Source organism: Martelella lutilitoris, assembly GCF_005924265.1.
Lineage (GTDB): Bacteria > Pseudomonadota > Alphaproteobacteria > Rhizobiales > Rhizobiaceae > Martelella > Martelella lutilitoris.
The window spans coordinates 140,840-162,414 of the sequence record NZ_VCLB01000008.1 but is presented as its reverse complement, the minus strand read 5'-3'; the positions used below and the strand labels follow the sequence as shown (position 1 = coordinate 162,414).

General features: G+C 62.8%; 19 protein-coding genes and 1 tRNA gene. 8 read left to right on the top strand and 12 right to left on the bottom strand.

Annotation, left to right across the window (positions count from 1 at the left end; all coding sequences use genetic code 11):
• Positions 1-83 precede the first annotated feature (83 nt).
• Positions 84-857, bottom strand: coding sequence for an NAD kinase (locus FF124_RS15380; RefSeq protein WP_138749367.1), 774 nt, complete (start codon positions 855-857; stop codon positions 84-86).
• Between the two features lie 174 nt (positions 858-1,031).
• Here FF124_RS15380 and FF124_RS15375 point away from each other — a divergent pair.
• A tRNA-Thr gene (locus FF124_RS15375) sits at positions 1,032-1,107 on the top strand.
• A 199-nt stretch (positions 1,108-1,306) separates the two neighbouring features.
• A complete protein-coding gene (tig, locus tag FF124_RS15370) occupies positions 1,307-2,878 on the top strand; it encodes a trigger factor (protein ID WP_138749519.1) in 1,572 nt (523 codons plus the stop codon).
• 60 nt (positions 2,879-2,938) lie between these two features.
• Here the strand turns inward: tig and FF124_RS15365 are convergent, their stop codons facing one another.
• The 5 genes from FF124_RS15365 to sfsA form a co-directional block, all read right to left on the bottom strand.
• On the bottom strand, positions 2,939-3,808 hold the full coding sequence (locus tag FF124_RS15365; protein ID WP_138749366.1) for an aminoglycoside phosphotransferase family protein: 870 nt from the start codon (positions 3,806-3,808) through the stop codon (positions 2,939-2,941).
• Between the two features lie 3 nt (positions 3,809-3,811).
• Entirely contained in the window at positions 3,812-5,227 is a 1,416-nt protein-coding gene (sthA, locus tag FF124_RS15360) for a Si-specific NAD(P)(+) transhydrogenase (protein ID WP_138749365.1), read from the bottom strand.
• A 199-nt stretch (positions 5,228-5,426) separates the two neighbouring features.
• Entirely contained in the window at positions 5,427-6,197 is a 771-nt protein-coding gene (gene radC, locus FF124_RS15355) for a RadC family protein (RefSeq protein ID WP_246072496.1), read from the bottom strand.
• 61 nt (positions 6,198-6,258) lie between these two features.
• Positions 6,259-7,095 carry a type I methionyl aminopeptidase gene (map, locus tag FF124_RS15350; RefSeq protein ID WP_187326969.1) on the bottom strand — a complete coding sequence of 279 codons (837 nt, stop codon included), beginning with the start codon at positions 7,093-7,095 and terminating at the stop codon, positions 6,259-6,261.
• Positions 7,096-7,125: 30 nt separating this feature from the next.
• Complete coding sequence (sfsA, locus tag FF124_RS15345) at positions 7,126-7,830, bottom strand: DNA/RNA nuclease SfsA (protein ID WP_138749362.1); 705 nt, start codon at positions 7,828-7,830, stop codon at positions 7,126-7,128.
• Positions 7,831-8,005: 175 nt separating this feature from the next.
• Here sfsA and FF124_RS15340 point away from each other — a divergent pair, with 175 nt between their 5' ends.
• From FF124_RS15340 to recJ, 6 genes are all read left to right on the top strand, one after another.
• The gene (locus FF124_RS15340) at positions 8,006-8,503 is read left to right on the top strand and encodes a ferritin-like domain-containing protein (RefSeq protein WP_138749361.1); all 498 of its coding nucleotides are present in this window, start codon (positions 8,006-8,008) and stop codon (positions 8,501-8,503) included.
• Between the two features lie 116 nt (positions 8,504-8,619).
• Positions 8,620-8,817, top strand: a complete 198-nt coding sequence (locus FF124_RS15335; protein ID WP_138749360.1) for a hypothetical protein — start codon at positions 8,620-8,622, stop codon at positions 8,815-8,817.
• A gap of 199 nt (positions 8,818-9,016) precedes the next feature.
• Positions 9,017-10,234, top strand: a complete 1,218-nt coding sequence (locus FF124_RS15330; RefSeq protein ID WP_138749359.1) for an LL-diaminopimelate aminotransferase — start codon at positions 9,017-9,019, stop codon at positions 10,232-10,234.
• Positions 10,235-10,385: 151 nt separating this feature from the next.
• Positions 10,386-11,699 (top strand): homoserine dehydrogenase, encoded by a 1,314-nt coding sequence (locus tag FF124_RS15325; protein WP_138749358.1) that lies wholly within the window; start codon positions 10,386-10,388, stop codon positions 11,697-11,699.
• A 241-nt stretch (positions 11,700-11,940) separates the two neighbouring features.
• Positions 11,941-12,117 (top strand): hypothetical protein, encoded by a 177-nt coding sequence (locus tag FF124_RS20600; protein WP_187326968.1) that lies wholly within the window; start codon positions 11,941-11,943, stop codon positions 12,115-12,117.
• 144 nt (positions 12,118-12,261) lie between these two features.
• Positions 12,262-14,076 (top strand): single-stranded-DNA-specific exonuclease RecJ, encoded by a 1,815-nt coding sequence (gene recJ, locus FF124_RS15320; protein WP_138749357.1) that lies wholly within the window; start codon positions 12,262-12,264, stop codon positions 14,074-14,076.
• A 53-nt stretch (positions 14,077-14,129) separates the two neighbouring features.
• Here the strand turns inward: recJ and FF124_RS15315 are convergent, their stop codons facing one another.
• The 6 genes from FF124_RS15315 to FF124_RS15285 form a co-directional block, all read right to left on the bottom strand.
• Entirely contained in the window at positions 14,130-14,405 is a 276-nt protein-coding gene (locus tag FF124_RS15315; RefSeq protein ID WP_210237485.1) for a DUF4031 domain-containing protein, read from the bottom strand.
• A 324-nt stretch (positions 14,406-14,729) separates the two neighbouring features.
• Complete coding sequence (locus FF124_RS15305; protein WP_138749356.1) at positions 14,730-17,120, bottom strand: glycoside hydrolase family 3 N-terminal domain-containing protein; 2,391 nt, start codon at positions 17,118-17,120, stop codon at positions 14,730-14,732.
• 23 nt (positions 17,121-17,143) lie between these two features.
• Entirely contained in the window at positions 17,144-18,307 is a 1,164-nt protein-coding gene (locus FF124_RS15300; protein ID WP_138749355.1) for an ABC transporter ATP-binding protein, read from the bottom strand.
• A 19-nt stretch (positions 18,308-18,326) separates the two neighbouring features.
• Positions 18,327-19,163: a carbohydrate ABC transporter permease gene (locus FF124_RS15295; RefSeq protein ID WP_138749354.1), complete on the bottom strand. Its 837-nt coding sequence runs from the start codon at positions 19,161-19,163 to the stop codon at positions 18,327-18,329.
• 4 nt (positions 19,164-19,167) lie between these two features.
• Complete coding sequence (locus FF124_RS15290) at positions 19,168-20,100, bottom strand: carbohydrate ABC transporter permease (RefSeq protein WP_138749353.1); 933 nt, start codon at positions 20,098-20,100, stop codon at positions 19,168-19,170.
• 141 nt (positions 20,101-20,241) lie between these two features.
• Positions 20,242-21,534, bottom strand: coding sequence for an extracellular solute-binding protein (locus FF124_RS15285; RefSeq protein ID WP_138749352.1), 1,293 nt, complete (start codon positions 21,532-21,534; stop codon positions 20,242-20,244).
• Between the last annotated feature and the right edge of the window lie 41 nt (positions 21,535-21,575).

Here is a 21,575-nt window from a genome sequence, read left to right as displayed (position 1 = left end):
TCCCTCCCGCAATACGATTGTCAGGATGCCGTTATTATTAGTTGTGTCTTTGATTTCAAGCAAATTTAGCGGGCATTTACGCCTCAATCCGAAAACTGCTCGGCGAGGATCCGTTCCGACCAGGAGCGGTTCGGGTCCGACAGCACCTTGGCGCGGGCTTCCGGGTCCTGCTCGATGCGCACATGGAGCACGTGCTTGACCTCGGTGTGGTCGGCGAAGGCGTTGACGAGGCGCTTTTCCGGCTCCAGCACTTCGATATCGACGACCGAGCGGTTCGGCAAAAGCGCGCCGCGCCAGCGGCGTGGGCGAAAGGCGCTGACCGGGGTGATGGCGAGAAGCGGGGCCTCGAGCGGAATGATCGGCCCGTGAACCGAGAGATTATAGGCGGTGGAGCCGGCCGGTGTCGCCACGAGAATGCCGTCGCAGGCCAGTTCCGGCAGGCGGACGCGATCATCGACCCGCACCTGAAGCTTGGCTGCCTGGTGCGACTGGCGCAGCATCGACACCTCATTGATCGCGAGCGCGATGGATGACGTTCCATCGGCATTGCGCGTGGTCATCCGCAAAGGCCGAAGCTCGTTCATGTCGGCCGCCTGAAGGCGTTCATGCAGGTTTTCGGTTGAATACTCGTTCATCAGAAAGCCGACGGATCCGCGGTTCATGCCGTAGACCGGGGTCTCGGAATTCATTGTCTCATGGAGCGTCTGCAGCATGAAGCCGTCGCCGCCGAGCGCGACAATATAGTCGGCCTCCTCCGCCGGCACGCTGCCGTAACGCCCGACCAGCTCCGCCTTGGCTTTCCTGGCGTCATCCGCTTCCGAGGAGAGGAAGCAAAGTGCGGGCGTTTTCTCGGGCATTGTCGCATTTCCGTTTGCGGGAAGAGGTCTTTCGCCGCGCCAGATCACCCGAGAGGGCCGTCTTTTGCAAGCCCAAAGCACCGATGAACTTGCGCTAGAGCGCGAAAATACCGGCCATATTGTTGATTTTTTCGTTTTACAGCGAGGGCAAATCTGCTAGTGGGCATGCCCAATGCCCTTGTAGCTCAGTTGGTAGAGCATCTGATTTGTAATCAGAGGGTCGCGGGTTCGAATCCTGCCGGGGGCACCAAGTCGCTTTCAGGGTAATCGCTGCCGGGCGTTTCGAGAACGTCATTTCCGCACGCTTACCCTGGCGCCATTTTGTCCGAGCTCTGAAAAGCTTGTCAAAATGCCGAGGATATTGCATGAAGTCGCGCCCGGTCATGCCGGCCTGTTGTGCGCATGAAACCCAACGGCTTGATAAGCCGAGATGAAATGAAGGTATGGATATGCAGGTAACCGAAACGCTCGCCGAAGGGCTGAAGCGCGAAATCAAGATCACAGTTCCTGCGGACGATCTGAAGGCGCGTATGAATGAGCGCCTGGCTGAGGCCAAGGACAAGGTTCGCATCAACGGCTTCCGTCCCGGCAAGGTGCCGATCGCGCATCTGAAGAAGATGTACGGCAAGTCGATCATGGCCGAGCTGATCAACGAGACCCTGCAGGAAAAGCCGCAGGAAGTCATCACCGAGCGCGGCGAACGCGCTGCCGGCCAGCCGAAGATCGACATGACCGAGGACGAAGGCGAGGCCAACCGTGTCCTCAACGGCGAGATCGATTTCGAATTCACCGTCGCCTACGAAATCCTTCCGAAGTTCGAACTGCAGCCGACCGACGGCCTGAAGGTCGAGCGTCCGGTTGTCGCGATTTCCGATGAGGAAGTCGAGGAGCAGGTCAAGGCGGTTGCCGAAAACGCCCGCGAATACGAGACCAAGGATGGCGCTGCCGAAGACGGCGACCGCGTCACCATCGATTATGTCGGCAAGATCGACGGCGAAGCCTTCGACGGCGGAACCGATACCGATTCGCAGCTCGTGCTCGGCTCCGACCGCTTCATCCCCGGCTTCGAGGCCCAGCTTGTCGGCGTCAAGGCCGGCGATGAGAAGCAGGTCACGGTCACCTTCCCGGAAGACTATCCGGCCGAGCATCTGGCCGGCAAGGAAGCCGTCTTCGAGGTTAGCGTCAAGGAAGTCGCTTCCGCCGGCGAACTGGAAATCAACGACGAACTGGCGGAAAAGCTGGGTCTGGAATCGGCCGAGCGCCTGCGCGGTCTCGTCCGCGAGCAGATCGAGGGCCAGTACAACCAGTTCACCCGCCAGAAGGTCAAGCGTCAGATCCTTGACCAGCTCGACGAACAGTATTCCTTCGAAGCCCCGGCCTCGCTGGTTGATGCCGAGTTCGAGAACATCTGGCGTCAGGTGAATGCCGATCTGGAACGCAGCGGCAAGACCTTCGAGGACGAGGAAACGACCGAGGAAGACGCACGCGCGGAATACCGCAAGCTCGCCGAACGCCGCGTCCGCCTGGGCCTGGTTCTCTCCGAGATCGGCGAGAAGGCCGGCGTCGAGGTCGGCGAGGACGAGATGCAGCGCGCCCTTTATGACCAGATGCGCCAGTATCCGGGTCAGGAGCAGGAAATCCTCAAATTCTTCCGCGAAACCCCCGGCGCCGCCGCTTCGCTGCGCGCTCCGATCTTCGAGGAAAAGGTTGTCGATCACCTTCTGGAGCAGATCGACGTCACCGACGTCACCGTCTCCAAGGAAGAGCTGATGGCTGACGACGAGGACGAAGTCGCCGAAGCAACCAAGAAGGCCGAGGAAAAGTCCGCGCCGAAGAAGAAGGCAGCGCCGAAGAAGAAGGCTGCCGCCAAGACCGAGGAAAAGGCCGAAGCCACCGAGGAAGCACCTGCTGCCGAGGAAAAGCCTGCTGCAAAGAAGGCTGCTCCGAAGAAGAAGGCCGCACCGAAGAAGAAGGCGCCGGCCAAGGCCGCCGACGATGCTGAAGGCAAGACCGAGGAATAATGTCCTCTTCTCGTTTGGATATCAAAGCCGCCCGGTTCATCGCCGGGCGGTTTTTTCGTTTCAGGGCGCAAGCGGACCTTCGATGCGCGCAAGCGCAAGCCCCGCGATTTCCAGCGGTATGTCCGCGCGCGGATCTTCGTCCTGCATGAACCATGTGGCTGAAAGTCCGCCCCATGCGGCGATCCAGCGCAACAGGCGCTCGGGATCGAGCCTGGCCTGTCGCGCGATCTGGCCGAGACGATGCTCGAATGTCACGGGGTCGCGGGCAATCCGAAGCGCCGGGTCGGCGAGATCGGGATTGCAGAAGATATTGGCGAGGTCGAAGTCGCGCTCGCCGAGCAGGCCCTTGGGATCGATGGCCTGAAAACCGCGGCTGCCGAAATCCAGCACATTGGCATGATGGAGATCGCCGTGCAGGGGCCGGATATCCGTCTGGCTTTGAAGCAGGTCGCGGGCATGACCGGCACAGGCCGGCAGGATGCCGCCGAAATCGGACGCCCGGGCGAACAGCGCCCTGAAGCGCATCTCCAGCGGGACGAGATTGTCCGGCGGCGGGAGAGGGCGCTTGCGGTGAAGTGCGGCGGCAACGGTGCAGAGAATGTCCGTGGCCGCGTCATCTCTGCCGGCGGCGCTCATCTCGGAAAGGGAGCGGTATCCGCAGGCCCGCTCCATCAAGATTGCGCCGTCATCGGCTTCGATGACGAAAGCAGCGCCATCGCCTGCCCACCAGCCAAGAAGCGTTGCGCCCGTTTTCTCCTCCTCGTCCAGGAAGAGCTTCAGCATGGCAGGCTTGGTTCCCCGGAGGACGGGAAGCAGCGCGCCCGTTGCTGTTGCGATCGGCGCGCCGTCCGGTTCGAGCTGCCAGCGGGCGAGCCAGGGGGCAAATTTGGCGCCTGCCGAAGCGTTCCGTCCGGCAGGCGCATTGCTCATTGTCTATTCGCCCTGATCGGCGCTTTCCAGCATCGCCATCCGGTTGGAGGCATCGAGGCCGGCGATCTTGTAGGCTTCGGCCAGCGTCGGATAGTTGAAGGTATTCTCGACAAAATATTCGACAGTACCCTTCAGGTTCAGCACCGCCTGGCCGATGTGAATGAGCTCGGTCGCGCCTTCGCCGACGATGTGGACGCCGAGCAGGCGGTGGGTCTTGAGCGAGAAGATCATCTTCAGGAGACCGTTCTGCAGGCCCATGATGTGGCCGCGCGAGGTTTCGCGGAAGAAGGCGACGCCGCATTCATAGGGAATGCCGCGCTCCTGGATTTCCTCCTCCGTCATGCCGCAGGTCGACATTTCGGGCACGGCGTAAATGCCGTAGGGAAAGAATTGCGGCGGCTCCTGCGCTTCCGCGCCGACGGCATGGCGGGCGGCGATGCGGCCCTGTTCCATCGAGGTCGAGGCGAGGGCCGGGAAACCGATCACGTCGCCGGCGGCATAGATGTGCGGCACGTCGGTCTGGAAGGTGATCGGGTCGACCTTCAGCCGGCCGCGATGGTCGGCCTTCAGGCCGACGGCTTCGAGGTTGAGCGTGTCGGTCGCACCCTGGCGGCCGGCGGCGAACAGCACCGATTCGGCCATCAGCACGCGGCCGTTGGAAAGCGTCACCCGCGCCTTGCCGTTGGACGCCTTTTCCACCTTGTCGGCGCCGGCGCCGAACAGGAGCTTGACGTTGCGGTCGCGCAACTGGGCTGCGAAATTGTCGCGGATTTCGCGGTCGATGAAATCGAGCATGCTGTCGCGCGGCTCGACGACGATCACCTGGGTGTCGAGCGCGGAGAAGATCGTCGCATATTCGATGCCGATCACGCCGGCGCCGACGACGATCATCGAACGCGGGATGGATTTGATGTTCAGCAGCTCATCGCTATCCATCACCGTCTGGCCGTCAAAGGGCACTTCCGGCGGGCGGTAGGGGCGGGTGCCGACGGATACCAGAACGGCCTCGGCGTGAACGCGCTGGATTTCGCCCGTATCCTTCTCGATCTCGATCGTGTGCGGATCGACGAAATGGGCGAAGCCGCGCACCTGGTCCACACGATTGCGCTCGAACTGCCATTCGAGAACGTCGATCTCGTAGTCGAGCGTCTTGATCAGGCGGGCGCGCAGGTCATCGGCGGTGATCTTGTGCTTGACCCGGTAGGAGCGGCCGTAGAAGCCGCGCTCGCGCCAGCCGGTGAGGTTCAGGACCGTTTCGCGCAGGGTTTTCGAGGGGATGGTGCCCGTGTGGACGGAGACGCCGCCCACCTGCGAGCCCTTGTCGATGACCAGCGCGGTCTTGCCGAGCTTGGCGGCCTGAACCGCGGCGCGACGGCCAGCCGGACCGCTGCCAATCACGACCAGATCGTAAGAATCCATAAAACTACCCCGATTTGGTTATTGAAATTCCGGATGTGAAAAGTCTCACGACGATGAAGACCTTCATAGAGGTTTTGCGCTCGGGTTGAAACCGCCCGTTTATGCCTTCCGGCCGCCCGTCAGAAATTGCCTTGTAATCGCCCAATGTGATGGTTTCACTAAATACAGCCACAAGCTGTGCGCGATGTCCATCCCGGTCTCAGATGAGTTTCAGCCCCTTGAAGCTGACATAGCCGTCCTTGCCGATGATGATATGGTCATGCACGGTGATGCCGAGCGGCTTGGCGCTGGAGATGATCATATGGGTCATGTCGATATCCGCCCGTGACGGGGTCGGGTCGCCGGAGGGGTGATTGTGGACGAGGATGATCGCGGTCGCCGAAAGTTCGAGCGCTCGCTTGACCACCTCGCGCGGATAAACCGGCGTGTGATCGACAGTGCCGACGCCCTGAATCTCGTCGGCGATCAGCTTGTTGCGCTTGTCGAGGAACAGGATTCGGAACTGTTCGCGCGTCTCGTGCGCCATGGCGGCGTTGCAATAATCGATCACCGACGACCACGAGCCCAGCACCGGGCGCTCCATCAGCGTGGCCTTGAGGCTGCGCTGGGCAAGCGCGGAAATCAGTTTCAGGTCGAAGGCGACGCTCTCGCCGATGCCGGAGACCTCCTGCAAGAGGTCCGGCGGCGCTCCGAAGACGCCGCCGAGCGAGCCGAAGCGGTCGATCAGCGCCTTGGCGATCGGCTTGGTGTCGCGGCGCGGAATGAGGCGGAACAGCAGGAGTTCGAGGACCTCATAATCGGCGAGCGCGTTGGCGCCGCTCTCGCGGAACCGCGTGCGCAGCCGGTCGCGGTGACCATGAACATGGCGCGCATCCTTGTCGCCCGCGGCATCCTGACGCTTGCCACGCAGCGGCCGTTCCGGCGGCTGGTCGGCGAAGAAGGAGCGTTCGTCAGCGCCTTCCTCCTGCATGCCGGCGGGCTCCTGCCTTTCGCTCCGGTCTTTGCGTGGCGGTTTCGTCATGGGCGTTCCGTCAGCCGGCAAGGTCCGGCAGGCCCGGGCGGTCGCGTCCGCCGGGCGACAGGGTGAAGACCTCGCAGCCATCCTTGGTCACGCCGACGCAATGCTCGTACTGGGCCGAGAGTGAGCGGTCGCGGGTGACTGCCGTCCAGCCGTCGTTCAGGACCTTCACATGCGGCTTGCCGAGATTGAGCATGGGCTCGATGGTGAAGATCATGCCCTCCTTCATCACCGGGCCCTCATTGGCGTGGCCGTAGTGGAGAATGTTCGGCGTGTCGTGGAAGAGACGGCCGACGCCGTGACCGCAGAAATCGCGGACAACGGCGCAGCGTTCGCTTTCCGCATAGGTCTGGATCGCCTCGCCGATGGCGCCGGTGCGCGCGCCCGGCTTGACCGCCGCGATGCCGCGCAGCAGCGATTCATAGGTCACTTCCAGAAGTCGCTCGGCGGCGCGCTTGATCTCGCCCACCGGATACATGCGGCTTGAATCGCCATGCCAGCCGTCGCGCACGAAGGTGACGTCGACATTGACGATGTCGCCTTCCTTCAGCGGCTTGGCGTTGGGCATGCCGTGACAAACGACATGGTTGATCGAGGTGCAGCTCGAATATTTGTAGCCCCGGTATCCGAGCGTTGCCGGCACGACGCCGTGGTCGAGCCCGAATTCGAGCACGTAACGGTCGATCGCCTCGGTCGTGACACCGGGTTCAATGAGATCGGCAAGCCCGTCAAGGCAGGCCGCCGTGACCTGGCAGATCTCGCGCATCCGCTCGAAGGCCTCCGCGTCATAGAGGCGGATCGAGCCGTCATTCTTCAGCGGCGCGCTGGCCGCATCAACATAAGTCACCATGATTTCTTCACCGTCCGCGCGCTGTCGCGTTCACTTGTCTTCAAGCGTCACTGTAGCATCTGGCGTGATGCTGTCACAGGTCACCGCGCATTTTATCGCATAAGCCTCGACGCCGGCAGCCAGCGCCGCCGTGAACGCCCGGTGATAGGCGGGGTCAAGATCATCGGCGATCTTCAGGCGCGCGCAATCATTGCGCTGGATGACATAGACCATGGCCGCGCGATTGCCCGCGGCCACCATGTCGGCCAGTTCCTCGAGATGGCGCGCGCCGCGCGTCGTGACCGAATCAGGAAATTCGGCAAGGCCCGGCGTGCGAATAAAGTGAACATTCTTGACCTCGACATAGAGGTCCGGCGCGCCTTGCTTGCGCAGGAGGAGGTCGATGCGGCTCTGCCGCCCGTATTTCTGCTCACGGCGAATGTCGGTGTATTCGGCGAAATCGGCGATCAGCCCGGCGCGGATCGCTTCCTCGGCAAGCCGGTTGGGCAGTCCCGTATTGACGCCGACCGTGGTTCCGTCGGCCTCGATCAGCTCGAAGCGGTGCGGATATTTGCGCTTGCCGTCGTCATTGCGCGACAGCCAGATGCGCGACCCGGGCGTCGTCAGCCCGCGCATGGAACCGGTATTCGGGCAGGAACCGGTGATCGCGGAGCCATCTTCCATAACCGCGTCGAACAGAAACCGCTTGTAGCGGCGAATGAGGCAGGCGGGCTGCAGGGGCGGGTCAAAGTTCATGGCTTTGGTTTTAGGCGCTGTGAACAGGGGCGCAACCGTCCCGCTGCGATTTTGGGGCGGCGCGCCGAACCTTACCAACAATTAACTCGTATTCGTAAATACGAATATTAGTATCAATATCGAGCGACGGCCATGAAGGCAGGTCGCCGAGATCTCCGAACGGGAGGATGGAAAGATGAGAATTCCGACGACAATTCTGGCGGGCGTCGCGCTTGCCGCAGGCATGGGCGGCGTCTCGGCAGCCATGGCAGCGCCGGTTCTGCCGGACGATGTCCAGGCGGCGCTGACACGCGCGCTGGAGGACGAGTACCACGCGGAGGCCTTCTACACGGCCGTCATTGACGCCTACGGCCCGGTTCGTCCCTTCGTCAACATCGTCGCCGCGGAACAGCAGCATGCCAGCGCGGTCGTGGCGCTGATGGAGGCCTATGGCATGGCGGTTCCGGAAAACGCCATGCTCGGCTCGGCGGAGATCGCGGCCGCCGTTCCCGGCAGTCTTGCGGGAGCCTGTCAGATCGGTGTGGATGCCGAGCTTGAGAACCGCTCGCTTTATGACGGGCAACTGATTCCCGTCTCCAGCGCCTATCCGGACATCGTCACTGTCATGCAGGCGCTGCGGGATGCCTCGGAGAACAATCACCTTCCGGCCTTCAGCCGCTGTGCCGGCCGCTGAGGGCGCAATCGGCAAAGCGCTTGCGCATCGGGGCCAAAGCGGGCAGATTTCGGGCCGCATCAAAGGGTTCCGGTGCCATGTCGATGGCGCCGGACCGAAATCGGGGGTCTGAAACCGTGAGAAAATTCCGCGTCGCTCTGTCCGTTCTGTTTGCCGTTTTCGCATCGCTCGGCCTGTCGTCCTGCTCCACCACATGCGGGGACCCTGATGTCTGCACCGAGATCAGCCCGGCCTATCAGCAGATGAGCGATGAGGATGTCTCCGCGATGACGGAGAAGATGGACGGGCTCGCCGGGATATCCTCCGGTCAATAACCCGTCCGGGACTTTTCATTCGGCGCGGACCGATCGGAGCGCTTCCTCTGTGGCAATGATGAAACAGAGTATTAGCTTTTCTGCCCCAAAATTGACGCAAGTGCAGATGATTCTTGCGTTGGGTGGCATTTTGCTGCTCTCGTTTCGTCGATCCTGCGAAGAGCGCGGATCCTAGCTTCAAAATCCCATGAGGAAGAAAATGGAAGAGTTCCACAAGGTCAGGCGACTGCCGCCATACGTTTTCGAACAGGTCAACCGTTTGAAGGCGAGCGCGCGAGCGGCGGGCGCCGATATCATCGACCTTGGCATGGGCAATCCCGATCTTCCTACCCCGCAATCGATCGTCGACAAGCTGTGCGAGGTCGTGCAGGATCCGCGCACCCACCGCTATTCCTCGTCGAAGGGTATTCCCGGTTTGAGGCGCGCCCAGGCCGGCTATTATGCCCGCCGCTTCGGCGTCAAGCTCAATCCCGAGACCGAGGTCGTGGCGACGCTCGGCTCCAAGGAGGGGTTTGCCAACATGGCCCAGGCGATCACCGCGCCCGGCGATGTGATCCTCTGCCCCAACCCGACCTATCCGATCCATGCCTTCGGTTTCCTGATGGCAGGCGGCGTGATCCGTTCCATGTCGGTCGAGCCCGACGACAGCTTCTTTCCGCCGCTGGAGCGTGCGGTGAAGCACTCGATCCCGAAGCCGCTGGCGCTGGTGATCAACTATCCGTCCAACCCGACGGCGCATGTGGCGACGCTGGACTTCTACAAGGAGATCATCGCCTTTGCCCGCAAGCACGAGATCATCGTGCTGTCGGACCTTGCCTATTCGGAGATCTATTTCGACGGCGCGCCGCCGCCCTCCGTTCTGCAGGTGCCGGGCGCAAAGGATGTCGCCGTCGAGTTCACCTCCATGTCGAAGACCTTCTCCATGCCGGGCTGGCGCATGGGCTTTGCCGTCGGCAATGAACGGCTGATCTCGGCGCTGGCGCGGGTGAAGTCCTATCTCGACTACGGCGCCTTCACGCCGATCCAGGTGGCCGCCACCCACGCGCTCAACGGCGACGGCAAGGATATCGAGGAAGTGCGCTCGATCTACCACAAGCGTCGCGACGTGATGGTGGAAAGCTTCGGCAAGGCCGGCTGGGACGTCGCCCCGCCTGCGGCGACCATGTTTGCCTGGGCCAAGATACCCGAACCTTTCCAGGCGCTCGGCTCGCTCGAATTTTCCAAGCTTTTGGTGGAAAAGGCCGACGTTGCCGTCGCGCCGGGCATCGGCTTCGGCGAGCATGGCGACCAGCATGTGCGCATCGCCCTGGTTGAAAACGAGCATCGCATCCGCCAGGCCGCGCGCAATCTGAAGCGCTTCTTCGCGTCCGCCGATGTCGCGACCGACAATATCGTGGCGCTCAACGCCCATCGTTGAGGCTTTCTGCGGGGCAGGGCCGTCGCGCCATGCCCCGTATGGCCAAAATTCCGCTGCCCGATGTTTCATTTCGACGTGAAACGATCTAAATGAAGCGCGGGTGCCGGGAATGGCGCCCGACATTGAAATCCGGGCCACTAGGAATACCCCCATGGCAGATGCCTTGAAAATCGGCGTTGCCGGTCTCGGGACCGTCGGCGCTTCGCTCGTGCGTATCATTCACGAACGGCAGGAAAGCCTCGCCGTTTCCTGCGGACGCGCCATCGAGATCACAGCCGTATCGGCGCGCAATCGCGACAAGGATCGCGGCACCGACCTTTCCGGCACGACATGGTTCGATGATCCCGTCGAAATGGCAAAGAGCGGCGATATCGAGGTTCTGGTCGAACTGATCGGCGGCGCAGACGGCGCGGCGCGCGAGGCGGTCGAGGCGGCGCTTGCCCGCGGCGTCCACGTGGTCACGGCCAACAAGGCGCTTCTGGCCGAAAGCGGCGTGGCGCTGGCAGCCGCGGCCGAGGAAAAGGGACTGCTGCTCAATTTCGAGGCGGCGGTCGCGGGCGGCATTCCGGTGATCAAGGCGATGCGCGAATCGCTGACCGGCAACACGATCTCGCGCGTCTACGGCATCATGAACGGCACCTGCAACTACATCCTGACCCGGATGGAGAAGGAGGGGCTGTCCTTCGAGGATTGCCTGCAGGAGGCGCAACGCCTCGGCTATGCCGAGGCCGATCCGACCTTCGATATCGAAGGCAACGACACCGCCCACAAGCTTGCCATCATGACGGCGCTTGCCTTCGGCTGCGAGATTTCCTGCGATGACATCTATCTGGAGGGGATTTCCAACATCACCCAGGAGGATATCCGCGCGGCGGCCGAACTCGGCTACCGGATCAAGCTTCTGGGCGTGGCCCAGCGCACCGAGGGCGGCATCGAGCAGCGGGTTCATCCGACCATGGTGCCCCATGACACCGTGATTGCCCAGGTCGACGGCGTGACCAACGCGGTTGCGATCGAAAGCGATATCCTCGGCGACCTGCTGATGGTCGGTCCCGGCGCGGGCGGCGATGCCACCGCGTCCGCCGTGCTCGGCGATGTCGCCGATATCGCCAAGTCGCGCCCAGGGATCCAGACCGTGGCAGCGCTTGGTCGTCCGGCGAAATCGCTGACGCCCTACAAGAAGGCGCGCATGCGCAGCCATGAGGGCGGCTATTTCATCCGCCTGCGCGTGGTTGACCGCATCGGCGTCATCGCCGCCATTGCCCGCCGCATGGCAGACAACCAGATCTCGCTCGAATCGATCGTCCAGCATTCCGCCAATGGCGGCGGCGAGGCGCCGACCAAGACGATCATCATGGTTACGCATGCAACCACCGAGCTTTCCGTCCGCAACGCCGTCTCGGCGATGGAAAGCGACGGCTATATCGTCGGCAAGCCGCAGGTGATCCGTATCGAAAAGCCCTGAGGTCTTTCGCGGCAGCTCGCTTTTTTTGCATGCCGTTGCGTGCTCCATCGGGCGGACGGGTTTACACCCGTCCGTCGGCAATTTCTCCGATTTTTTGTCCTGCTCTTCCCTCTCCGGTTGAAACGTGCCATCATGCGCGCTGCATGGTCTCGTTCATGACGGGTTCATGGCGCGCGGACTACACGTCCGGCTGGTTTCCACGAAAGAAAACGGCAAGAGCATGCATCGGGAGGATCGGAAGTTGCGGTTTGACAGCGCTATCAGAGCCTATGGCGAGCCGGGAAGACGGGATGACGGCAAGAAGGCGAAGCGCTGGGTGCGTCTGCGTCGCAGGCGCAGCCCCGGTCTTGCATTTATCGTTCTGGCGGGGGCCGTCTTCTGGGGCGGGCTGGTTGTCCTTCTGGTGGGGGTTATCTGAAGGCTTCCGGCCCGCCCCGGAACAGAGGCTCGAACCACGGGCGTTCGCGCGGTCCTGAACGAGGCATCCGAAGTTAATTCATGACATTGCGGCCTGATTGGCGCTAAACAGGGGCGAACGATCCCCCTGCAAGAGCGAGGCCAGATGACGGACAATCCCGCCAGCCGGAAAGCAAGACAGCGCGCCTTTCTCGGCGTCGAGCGTTCCGCGCGCGGCCTGCGCTGGGTTCCGCGGCTGGGGGCAGCCGGCGAGAACCGGGCGCTTGCCATGGCGCAGAGCCACGGCATGTCGGAACTGGTCGCGCGCGTGCTTGCGGGCCGCGATGTGCCCGTCGCCGAGGCGGCGGCGTTTCTTGATCCGACGCTGCGCCAGCTGATGCCGGACCCGTTCACGCTGACCGATTGCGAAGCCGCCGTCACCAGGCTCGTCGAAGCGATCCGGAGGGGCGAGAAGGTCGCGATCTTCGGCGACTATGACGTTGACGGCGCCTGTTCCTCGGCGCTGGTCTACAAGTTCCTCCGCGCCTTCGACGCCGAGGCCGAAATCTACATTCCCGACCGCATCTTTGAAGGCTACGGCCCCAATCCGCAGGCGATCGGCGCGCTGATCGATGGCGGGGCGAAGCTCATCGTCACCGTCGATTGCGGCTCGACCAGCCATGAATCGCTTGCCGTTGCGCGCGAGCGCGGCATCGATGTCGTGGTCATCGACCACCACCAGATCGGCGTCGACCTTCCCGAATGCGCGGCGCTGGTCAATCCCAACCGCGAGGACGATCTTTCCGGCCAGGGGCATCTGTGTGCGGCCGGCGTCGTCTTCCTCGTGCTCGTCGCCGCCCTGCGGGCGCTGCGCCAGGCGGGCGACATGCGGGCAGGGCGGGTCGACCTGCTTGCCTGGCTCGATATCGTCGCCCTTGCGACCGTGTGCGACGTGGTGCCGCTCAAGGGGCTGAACCGGGCCTATGTGGTCAAGGGCCTGGTCGTGGCGCGCGCGCTTTCAAATCCCGGCCTTGCGGCCCTCTTCAAGCGCGCAGGCCTTGCCGGGCCGGTCACGCCCTATCATTTCGGATTTCTGATCGGCCCGCGGATCAATGCCGGCGGGCGCATCGGCGATGCCGCGCTTGGCAGCCGGCTTTTGACCGTGGACGAGCCAGAAGAGGCCGAAGCGATCGCCGAAAGGCTCGACCAGCTCAACCGCGAGCGACAGGCGATCGAGGCGGCGATGCTGGAAGAGGCCGAGGCCGATGCAATCGCCGAATTCGGGACCGGCGAAGGCGTCGGGGTCATCGTGACGGCGCGGGAAGGTTGGCATCCGGGCATTGTCGGCCTGCTCGCCTCGCGGCTGAAGGACCGCTTCGCGCGTCCGGCCTTTGCCATCGCCTTTGATGCAAACGGCAAGGGCACCGGCTCCGGTCGCTCGATTTCGGGTTTCGATCTCGGCCGTATGGTGCGCGCGGCGGTGGAAGAGGGGCTCCTGGTCAAGGGCGGCGGGCACGCCATGGCCGCCGGCCTCACGGTGCGCCGCGAGCGTCTGTCGGCCCTGAGGGCTTTTTTCGAGGAGCGTGCCCGGGATGCCGTCGAGGCGCTGACGGCCGATGCCGAACTGAAGATCGACGGCGCGCTCAATGCCTCCGGCGCGACGCTGGATCTGATCGACCGGCTGGAGGCCGCAGGACCATACGGTTCCGGCCACCCCCAGCCGATCTTTGCCTTGCCCGACCACAAGCTGCGCGATGCGCGCGTGATCGGCGTCGGCGGACATGTGAAGGTGACGCTGGAGAGCGCGGAAGGCGCGCATCTCGACGGGATCGCCTTTCGCGCCGCCGACAAACCGCTGGGCGAGGCGCTGCTTGCCGCGCGGGGGCGCAGGCTGAGCGTGGCCGGCACGCTGTCCGGCGACTATTTCCAGGGTCGGCGGCGGGTGCAGATCCGCATCATCGATGCGTCGAGACCGGTATAGCGCCTGGCGCATCGGCCCGAAAATCGAGCTTGGCTCTCGGACAGCGCAACGCACTACCGGCGGCTGCGGATCAGGGTCACCATGAAGCGCCAGCTGACCTCCACCGCGCCGGCTTCCACGGCGATCACGCGGCGCGACATCGGCACGTCGTAGTGTTCCTTGGCCGTGCCCGGATATTGCACCCAGCGGCGCTCCATGCCGATCAGCTCGGCCATGGCGTGCAGTTCCTCGCTGGTGTCCGCCAGCATGTGGCACATCATCATGCCCTTGAAGGGCCATTTCATATCGTCGACATAGACGGCCATGGCGTCGCGCGGCTTCCGGGTCATGGTTTGATTGAACCGGCCGTGATAGCCGAATTCCGCCGCTTGTCAACGCGGATGCCGCCGATCCGGCCACGACGGCCGTTCTCGGCGTGCCGGTGATCAACGGGCTGTAGCCGGGGCCACGCCTTCCGGAGCAGCAGGTCGATCTGATCGCGCCGATGATCGTATCGCTGTTCATCGCGGCGCTGATCTTCATTCCGCTGTCGGTTGGTATCCACACGCACCCGCGGACATGCGCCACGGCATGGGCATGCACAGACGCAACCTCGCAGTGAAGACAGGAAAGGGGCCCGCAGTGCAGGCCCCTCGGCGTTCGTGCTCTTGTCTTCAGGCTTTCTCGGCGGCGAAGCTGCTCAGCATGCGCCAGTCAGCGGGAAGCTTCCGACGTTCGCCGGTGACTTCGACGCGGGCCTTCAGCTTGATATCGCCGCTCGAAGCGCCGACCATCAGGGTGAAGAAACCGGGCTCGACGACGCGGTAGCCTTCATAACCGGTGAAGTTCAGCATGTCGGTCGGCACTTCGAAGGTTACGCGGGCGCTTGTCCCGGGCCTCAAGGCCACCTTGCCGAAAGCCTTCAGCTCCTTGACCGGACGCACCAGCGTGGCGATCTCGTCGCGCACATAAAGCTGCGGCACGGCAATGCCGTCGCGGTCGCCAGTGTTTTTCACCGTAAACGAGAGCCGCACGGTGCCCTTCTCGATATCGACAGCTTCGCTCTCGAGCGCCACGTCGGAATAGTCGAACGTGGTGTAGGCGAGGCCGTGGCCGAAGGGATAGCGGCTGCCGAAGTGGCGGGCGATCGGCGTGCCCGAACTCTTGAAGCTGTGATTGTAGAAATAGGGCGCCGCGCCGACATTGTGCGGGATCGACAGCGTCAGGCGGCCGGAGGGCTCGACCGCGCCGGTCAGCACGCTTGCAAGTGCGGTGCCGCCTTCCTGGCCGGAGAAGAAGGTCATCACCTGAGCGGCGATCCTGTCTTCCGCGCCGCCGAGATTATAGGGGCGGCCCGAGGAGATGACGACGATCACCGGCTTGCCGGTCTCAATCACGGCATCCAGCAGCTTCTGCTGCACGCCGGGCAGTTCCAGCGTATCGGCATCCGATCCTTCGCCGACCGTGCCGGTCTGGAAGATGCCGGAGAGGTCGCCGACGCAGACGATGGCGACATCGGCGTTGTTCGCGGCTTCCACGGCGCTCGGGATCATGTCGAGGCGAGTCGACAATGAAGAGGCCTGTTCCAGCGATGTGCTGTCGTCGACATCGCCGGGAAAGACCGGCGCGCCGGCCTTGCGCTCGTCGAGAATATTGCAGCCACGGGCATAGATGACGTTTTCGGCGCCGAGCTTTGCCCTGAGACCCGCCAGCGGCGTGACGACGCTTTCGACCTCTTCCTGCGCCTCGTTGTGGATCAGATGAACCGGGAAGGCATAGTCGCCGAGAAGGGCGAGCGGATCATCCGCCGTCGGGCCGATAACGGCAACCTTCTTGCCGGGGGCAAGCGGCAGGATGCCGTTATTGTCCAGGATAGTGACCGATTCTTCCGCTGTCTGTCGTGCGACGTCGACATAATCCTTGCGCTGAAGAGCGATCTTCGAATCATCCGCATAGGGTTTTTCGAAGAGGCCCAGGCGGAACTTTTCCTTCAGAATACGACCGACGATCTCGTCGATCTTCGCTTCGGTGATCAGGCCGCGTTCAAGCGCTTCCTTCATATCCTTGGCGCAGTCGTCGCCGGGAAGCTCGATATCGAGGCCGGCATTGAAGGAGAGGGCTGCGGCTTCGGCCCGGTTTTCGGCAATGCCGTGATGCTGGTAGAGCAGGCTGACGCCGACGTAATCGGCGACGATCAGCCCGTCAAAGCCCCAGTCATCGCGCAGCACCTTGGTCATCAGGTGATGCGAGGCATGCACCGGCTCGCCGTCAATGTCGTGGTAGGCAGGCATGACCGAGCCGGCATTGGCAAGCTTCACCGCCATTTCAAACGGCAACATGAACATGTCGTTCAACTCGCGCCAGCCCATGTGCACCGGCGCGTGGTTGCGACCGCCTTCGCTGGCCGAATGGCCGGCGTAGTGTTTCAGCGTCGCCAGAACGCCGCGATCCTCACCCTGCAGGCCTTTCACATAGGCAGCGGCGATGACGCCGGTGAGATAGGGATCCTCGCCGATGCTTTCTTCGGTGCGGCCCCAGCGGGCATCGCGGGCGACATCGAGCACGGGGGCAAGGCCCTGATGGCAGCCGATGGCGCGCGATTCCTGGCCGATCGCGGCGCCCACTTTCTCGATCAGTTCCGGATTGAAGGTCGCGCCGAAGGACAGCGAGGAAGGAAACAGCGTCGCGCCCTTGATCATCAGACCGGAGAGGCATTCTTCATGCGACATGACCGGAATGCCGAGCCGTGTTTCCTCGACCATGAATTTCTGCAGCGCGTTCAGCGCCCGCACGCCTTCCGCCGCATCAATGCTGCGGGTGCCGAGCGGGCGGGTGACCTGGCCGAGACCGGAAGACAGCATCGCCTTCAGCGTTTCGGGATCGGTCGAACCGGTGAACTGGTCGGAGCGGGTCCGGTGATTGCCGTCTTCCTCAAGGAACAGCCAGACGGCGTGCAGCTGACCGATCTTTTCCTCGATCGTCATGCGGCCGAGCAGGTCCGAAACACGGGCTTCGATCGGCTGCGAGGCGTCCTTGTAGACGGGATTTTTCTGTTCGTTGCTCATCTTGTCATTTCCGTATTTCGTTCTCAGACCGCGTCGGACTCGGAGAGCTCGTGCGGGCCGGGCACGCTTGGCAGATAGGAAAGCGCCTCGCCGTCACCATCGAAGAGGTGGCAGGCCGCGGGCTTGACGAAGAAGGCCATCGGCTTTTCCGGCACCTTCAGCACATCCTCGGCGACCTTGGCGATCATCGGCTTTTCCGTGCTTTCGTTGAGGTAGAGGTGGCTGTATTCGCCGAAATTCTCCACAGCGCGCACCTTGCGGCGGATCACCTGTTCGCTCGTTTCATCATCGGCCGGATGCATGTGCTCCGGACGGACGCCGAGAGTCAGTTCGGCGCCGTTCGAAAGGCCTTCGGTCGAAACCGGAACCTGAAGCACCTCGCCGGTCTCAAGCTTCACCCGGGCGCCTTCGCTGTCGGCGTTTTCCAGAGTCACCTTCAGGAAATTCATCGAGGGCGAGCCTAGGAAGCCGGCGGCAAACAGGTTTGCCGGGCGGTGGTAGAGTTCCAGCGGCGCGCCGACCTGGGCGATGCTGCCCTTCTTCGTCACATCGGGGCCGGCGCGCAGCAGCACGATCTTGTCGGCAAGCGCCATGGCTTCCGTCTGGTCGTGGGTCACGTAGATCATGCTGGCTTCCGGATAGTCGCGGTGCAGATTGGCGATCTCGGAACGCATATGGACGCGCAGCGCCGCATCGAGGTTCGACAGCGGTTCGTCGAACAGGAAAACGGCGGGCTGGCGCACGATGGCACGGCCAATGGCGACGCGCTGGCGCTGGCCGCCGGAAAGTTGCTTTGGCTTGCGGTCCAGCAACGGCTCGATCTGCAACATGCGCGCGGCGTCGTTGACGCGTTTGTCGATGTCGGCCTTCGGCGTTTTCGCCTGTTTCAGGCCGAAGGCCATGTTTTCATAAACGCTCATATGCGGATAGAGCGCGTAGTTCTGGAACACCATCGCGACGCGGCGCTCGGCCGGCGGCACGTCATTCATGATCTCGTCGCCGATCGTCAGGTCGCCCTCGGTGGTTTCCTCGATCCCGGCGATCATCCTCAGAAGCGTGGACTTGCCGCAGCCCGAAGGCCCGAGGAAGACGCAGAACTGGCCGTCTTCGATGTTGAGGTTGATGTCGTGCAGGACGGTGAGTTTACCGAAGCGCTTTTCGACGTTTTCGAGAAGGATCTGTGTCATTGTTGTTACTCCGGTTCCATCAGCCCTTGAGCGAGCCGGCCATCATGCCGTTGACGATCTTTTCCTGACCGATGGCGTAGACGATGATCAAAGGCAGGGCGGAAAGGGTGACGACGGCCATGATGGCAGGGACATTCGACGCGTACTGGCCCTGGAAGTCCCAGACCGCCAGCGGTAGCGTGCGCCTGTCGGGAGACGACGTCAGCACATAGGCGAAGACGAATTCGTTCCACAGCATGATGCCGTTATAGATGGCGACCGTGGAAATGCCGGGCCCGGCCAGCGGCAGGAAAATCTTCCAGTAGATCTTGAACGGGCCGCAGCCGTCGAGCATGGCGGCCTCCTCGAGCTCCTTTGGCACCTGCCGCATGAATTCCGTCAGGATGAAGACGGAAATCGGAAGGCTGATGGCGACATAGGGGCCGATCAGGCCGGCCGGCGTGTCGTAGAGCCCCATGGATCGGGTCATCAGATAGACGGGCACGAGCGTGACATGGAGCGGGACGATCATGCCGGCGACGATCAGCGCGAACAGGCTGTCGGAGAACCTGAACTTCAGCCGCGCCAGCGCATAGGCCGCCATCGAGGAGAAGAGGACGATGATGACGACCGAGGTCGTGATCACGAACAGGCTGTTTCTGAGGTAGATCAGAAAGGAGCCTTCCAGCACCTCGATATAGTTTGAAAGGTTGAAGCTCTCCGGCAGCGCCCAGACCGGGTTGACGAAGGTTTCCTGCTGCGTCTTCAGGCTCATGAAGGCGACAAAGATGAAGGGCAGCGTCGTGACGGCCAGCCAGAAGGTGCCGAGCACCGGAATGGCGACGCGTCCGACCCTGAAGCCTTGTTTCTTTTTCATCGGATCAGACCTCCGTCTCGAAACGTTTGGAAAGGCGGAATGCCGCTGCCGCGATCACGGTGATGATGATGAACATGGCGGCGGCGACCGTGGTGCCGTAGCCGAGCTCGAAGGAGGCAAAGACCTGCTTGTACATATAGCTCGCCATCACCTGGGAGGCGTTTTCCGGCCCGCCCTCGGTCATGACGTAGATGAGGTCGAAATAGCGCATCGAGCCGATGGTCGCGAGCAGCACGGCGGTGCGGAACGTGCCCTGGAGATGCGGCAGTTTCAGCCGCCAGAAGATGGTCGTCTGGGTTGCGCCGTCGAGTCGTGCGGCTTCGGTGATCTCGCGCGGGAAGGATGCGAGGCCGGCGAGGAACAGCACCATATAGAAAGGGATGTTCTGCCACAGCACGACGGCAATGACCGAGCCCAGCGCATAGCGCGGGTCGCCGAGCCAGTCATGCGCCCAGCCGTAAAGCCCCATGGCGTCGAGTATGGAATTGATCGGCCCGAAATTCGGGTCGTAGATGTTCTTGAACAGGACGCCGAGCGCCACCGACGACATCAAAAGCGGGATGAAATAGAGGATCTTGAGGATCCGCGAGCCCTTGCTCGCCTCATCGAGAACGACGGCGAGAACCAGCGCGATCGGCAACTGGACGACAATCGAGAACAGCGCCAGCAGGATGTTGTTCCAGGCGGAATGCCAGAACACGCCGTCATGCATCAACCGGACCCAGTTATCGAGGCCGACGAATTGCGCCGTGTTGCCGAGGCCGTTCCAGTTGACAAAGGACAGTCGGAAGCTGGAGACCAGCGGGTAGAGCAGGTAGACGGCCAGAAAGAGGACCGCCGGGGCCATGAAGACGAAGGGCGCCGCCTTCCGGGCAAGGAGCCATTTTTTCCGCTGCCTTTGCCGGTCGGCAGCCGTCCGCGTTATCGCCGTGGACATGTTGTATCCTTTCTCTGCCGCGTTTCCCGGCCTTGCGGAAAACCTCACAAGCAGCATGACGGCCGCCGCCGGAAGGGGCGGCGGCCGGTACGGGGCGCGTGAGAATCACGGACGCCTCGGGAGGTTTTGGGGTTGACAGTCCTACTGCTGGGCTTCGGCCTGAGCGGCCTGTTCCATTTCGGCGGCGGCTTCTTCCGGCGTGATCGACATGCCGAAGAGCTGCTGGACCGTGTCCTTGTGGACTTCGCCAAGGGCCGGCGGCAGTTCCTGATCGTACCAGAGTTGAACGCTGCCGGCCTCGCCGACGACTTCCAGAACCTTGTTCAGGAAGGGGTCCTCGGTGGTGATGCCTTTCAGCGGCATGACGCGCTGGTCGGCCAGACGGGCGGCGGCCGCATCGTCATTGGTCAGGTAGGTCAGAAGCTCGAAGGCCTTGTCCTTCTCGGGGCAGGCGGAGGCGATGCTGACATAGTTGTCGCCGAGCGTGCCGATGACGTTGGACGGATCGCCCTTGCCATCCGGCACGGACGGGAATGTGAAGAAGTCGACCTTTTCGGCGAATTCCGGATTCTCGTTGCGGATGGTGGCCATTTCCCAGCTGCCCATCAGCTCCATGGCGGCGCGATCGGCGTAAAGCAGGCGGCGGGAGCCGCCGACGTCATAATCGAGGCCGTTATAGCCGCGGGCGAAGGCATCGGCTTCAACGAGCTCCTGAAGGCGTTCGCCGGCTTCGATGAAGACCGGATCTTCGAACGAGCCGCCATCTTCGCGGGCAGCCGCCTTGCGGAAGGCTTCCGGACCGCCGATACGGTCTGCGAGCAGCACGAAGTACATGGACCCCGGCCACTTGTTCTTGTTGGCGAGCGCGAAGGGGGCGATGTTGTTCTCGTTCAGGACGTTGATGACGTTCATCAGTTCGTCCCAGGTCTCCGGCGGCGTCAGGTCAAGCTCGTCGAAAATCTCGGTGTTGTAGAAGATCACGGCGACGGCGGTGTTTTCAGCCGGCAGGCCGTAGATCTTGTCGTTGAAGGTGACCGGGCCGAAGCTTGCCGGCACGAAGCGATCCTTGAATTCCGGGTTGGCGTCGAGATAGGGCGTGAGGTCGACGACCTGGTCGGAATCGACATATTCCTTCAGCGGCCCGCCGCCCCAGGAAGCGAAGACGCAAGGCGGTTCGTTTGCGCCGAAGGCGATCTTCAGCTTGGTCTTGTAGGCGTCATTGGCAAAGTGCGAATCCTCGACGACATAGCCGGGGTTCGCCTGCTCGAAACGGTCCATAGCGTCACGGACGATGCCGGCCGTGTTTGTGTCCGAGCGCAGGTCCCAGGAGGTTATCGTCGTGGTGTCCTGCGCCTGGGCCGCGAGCGGCACGAGGGCGGCGACAGCGGCGGAGCCCAGAAGACGCGTGAAAGTTCGGGATGGTTTGAATTGCATTGTGTCCTCCCATGCAAGACAGTTGTAAATCTTACGATATG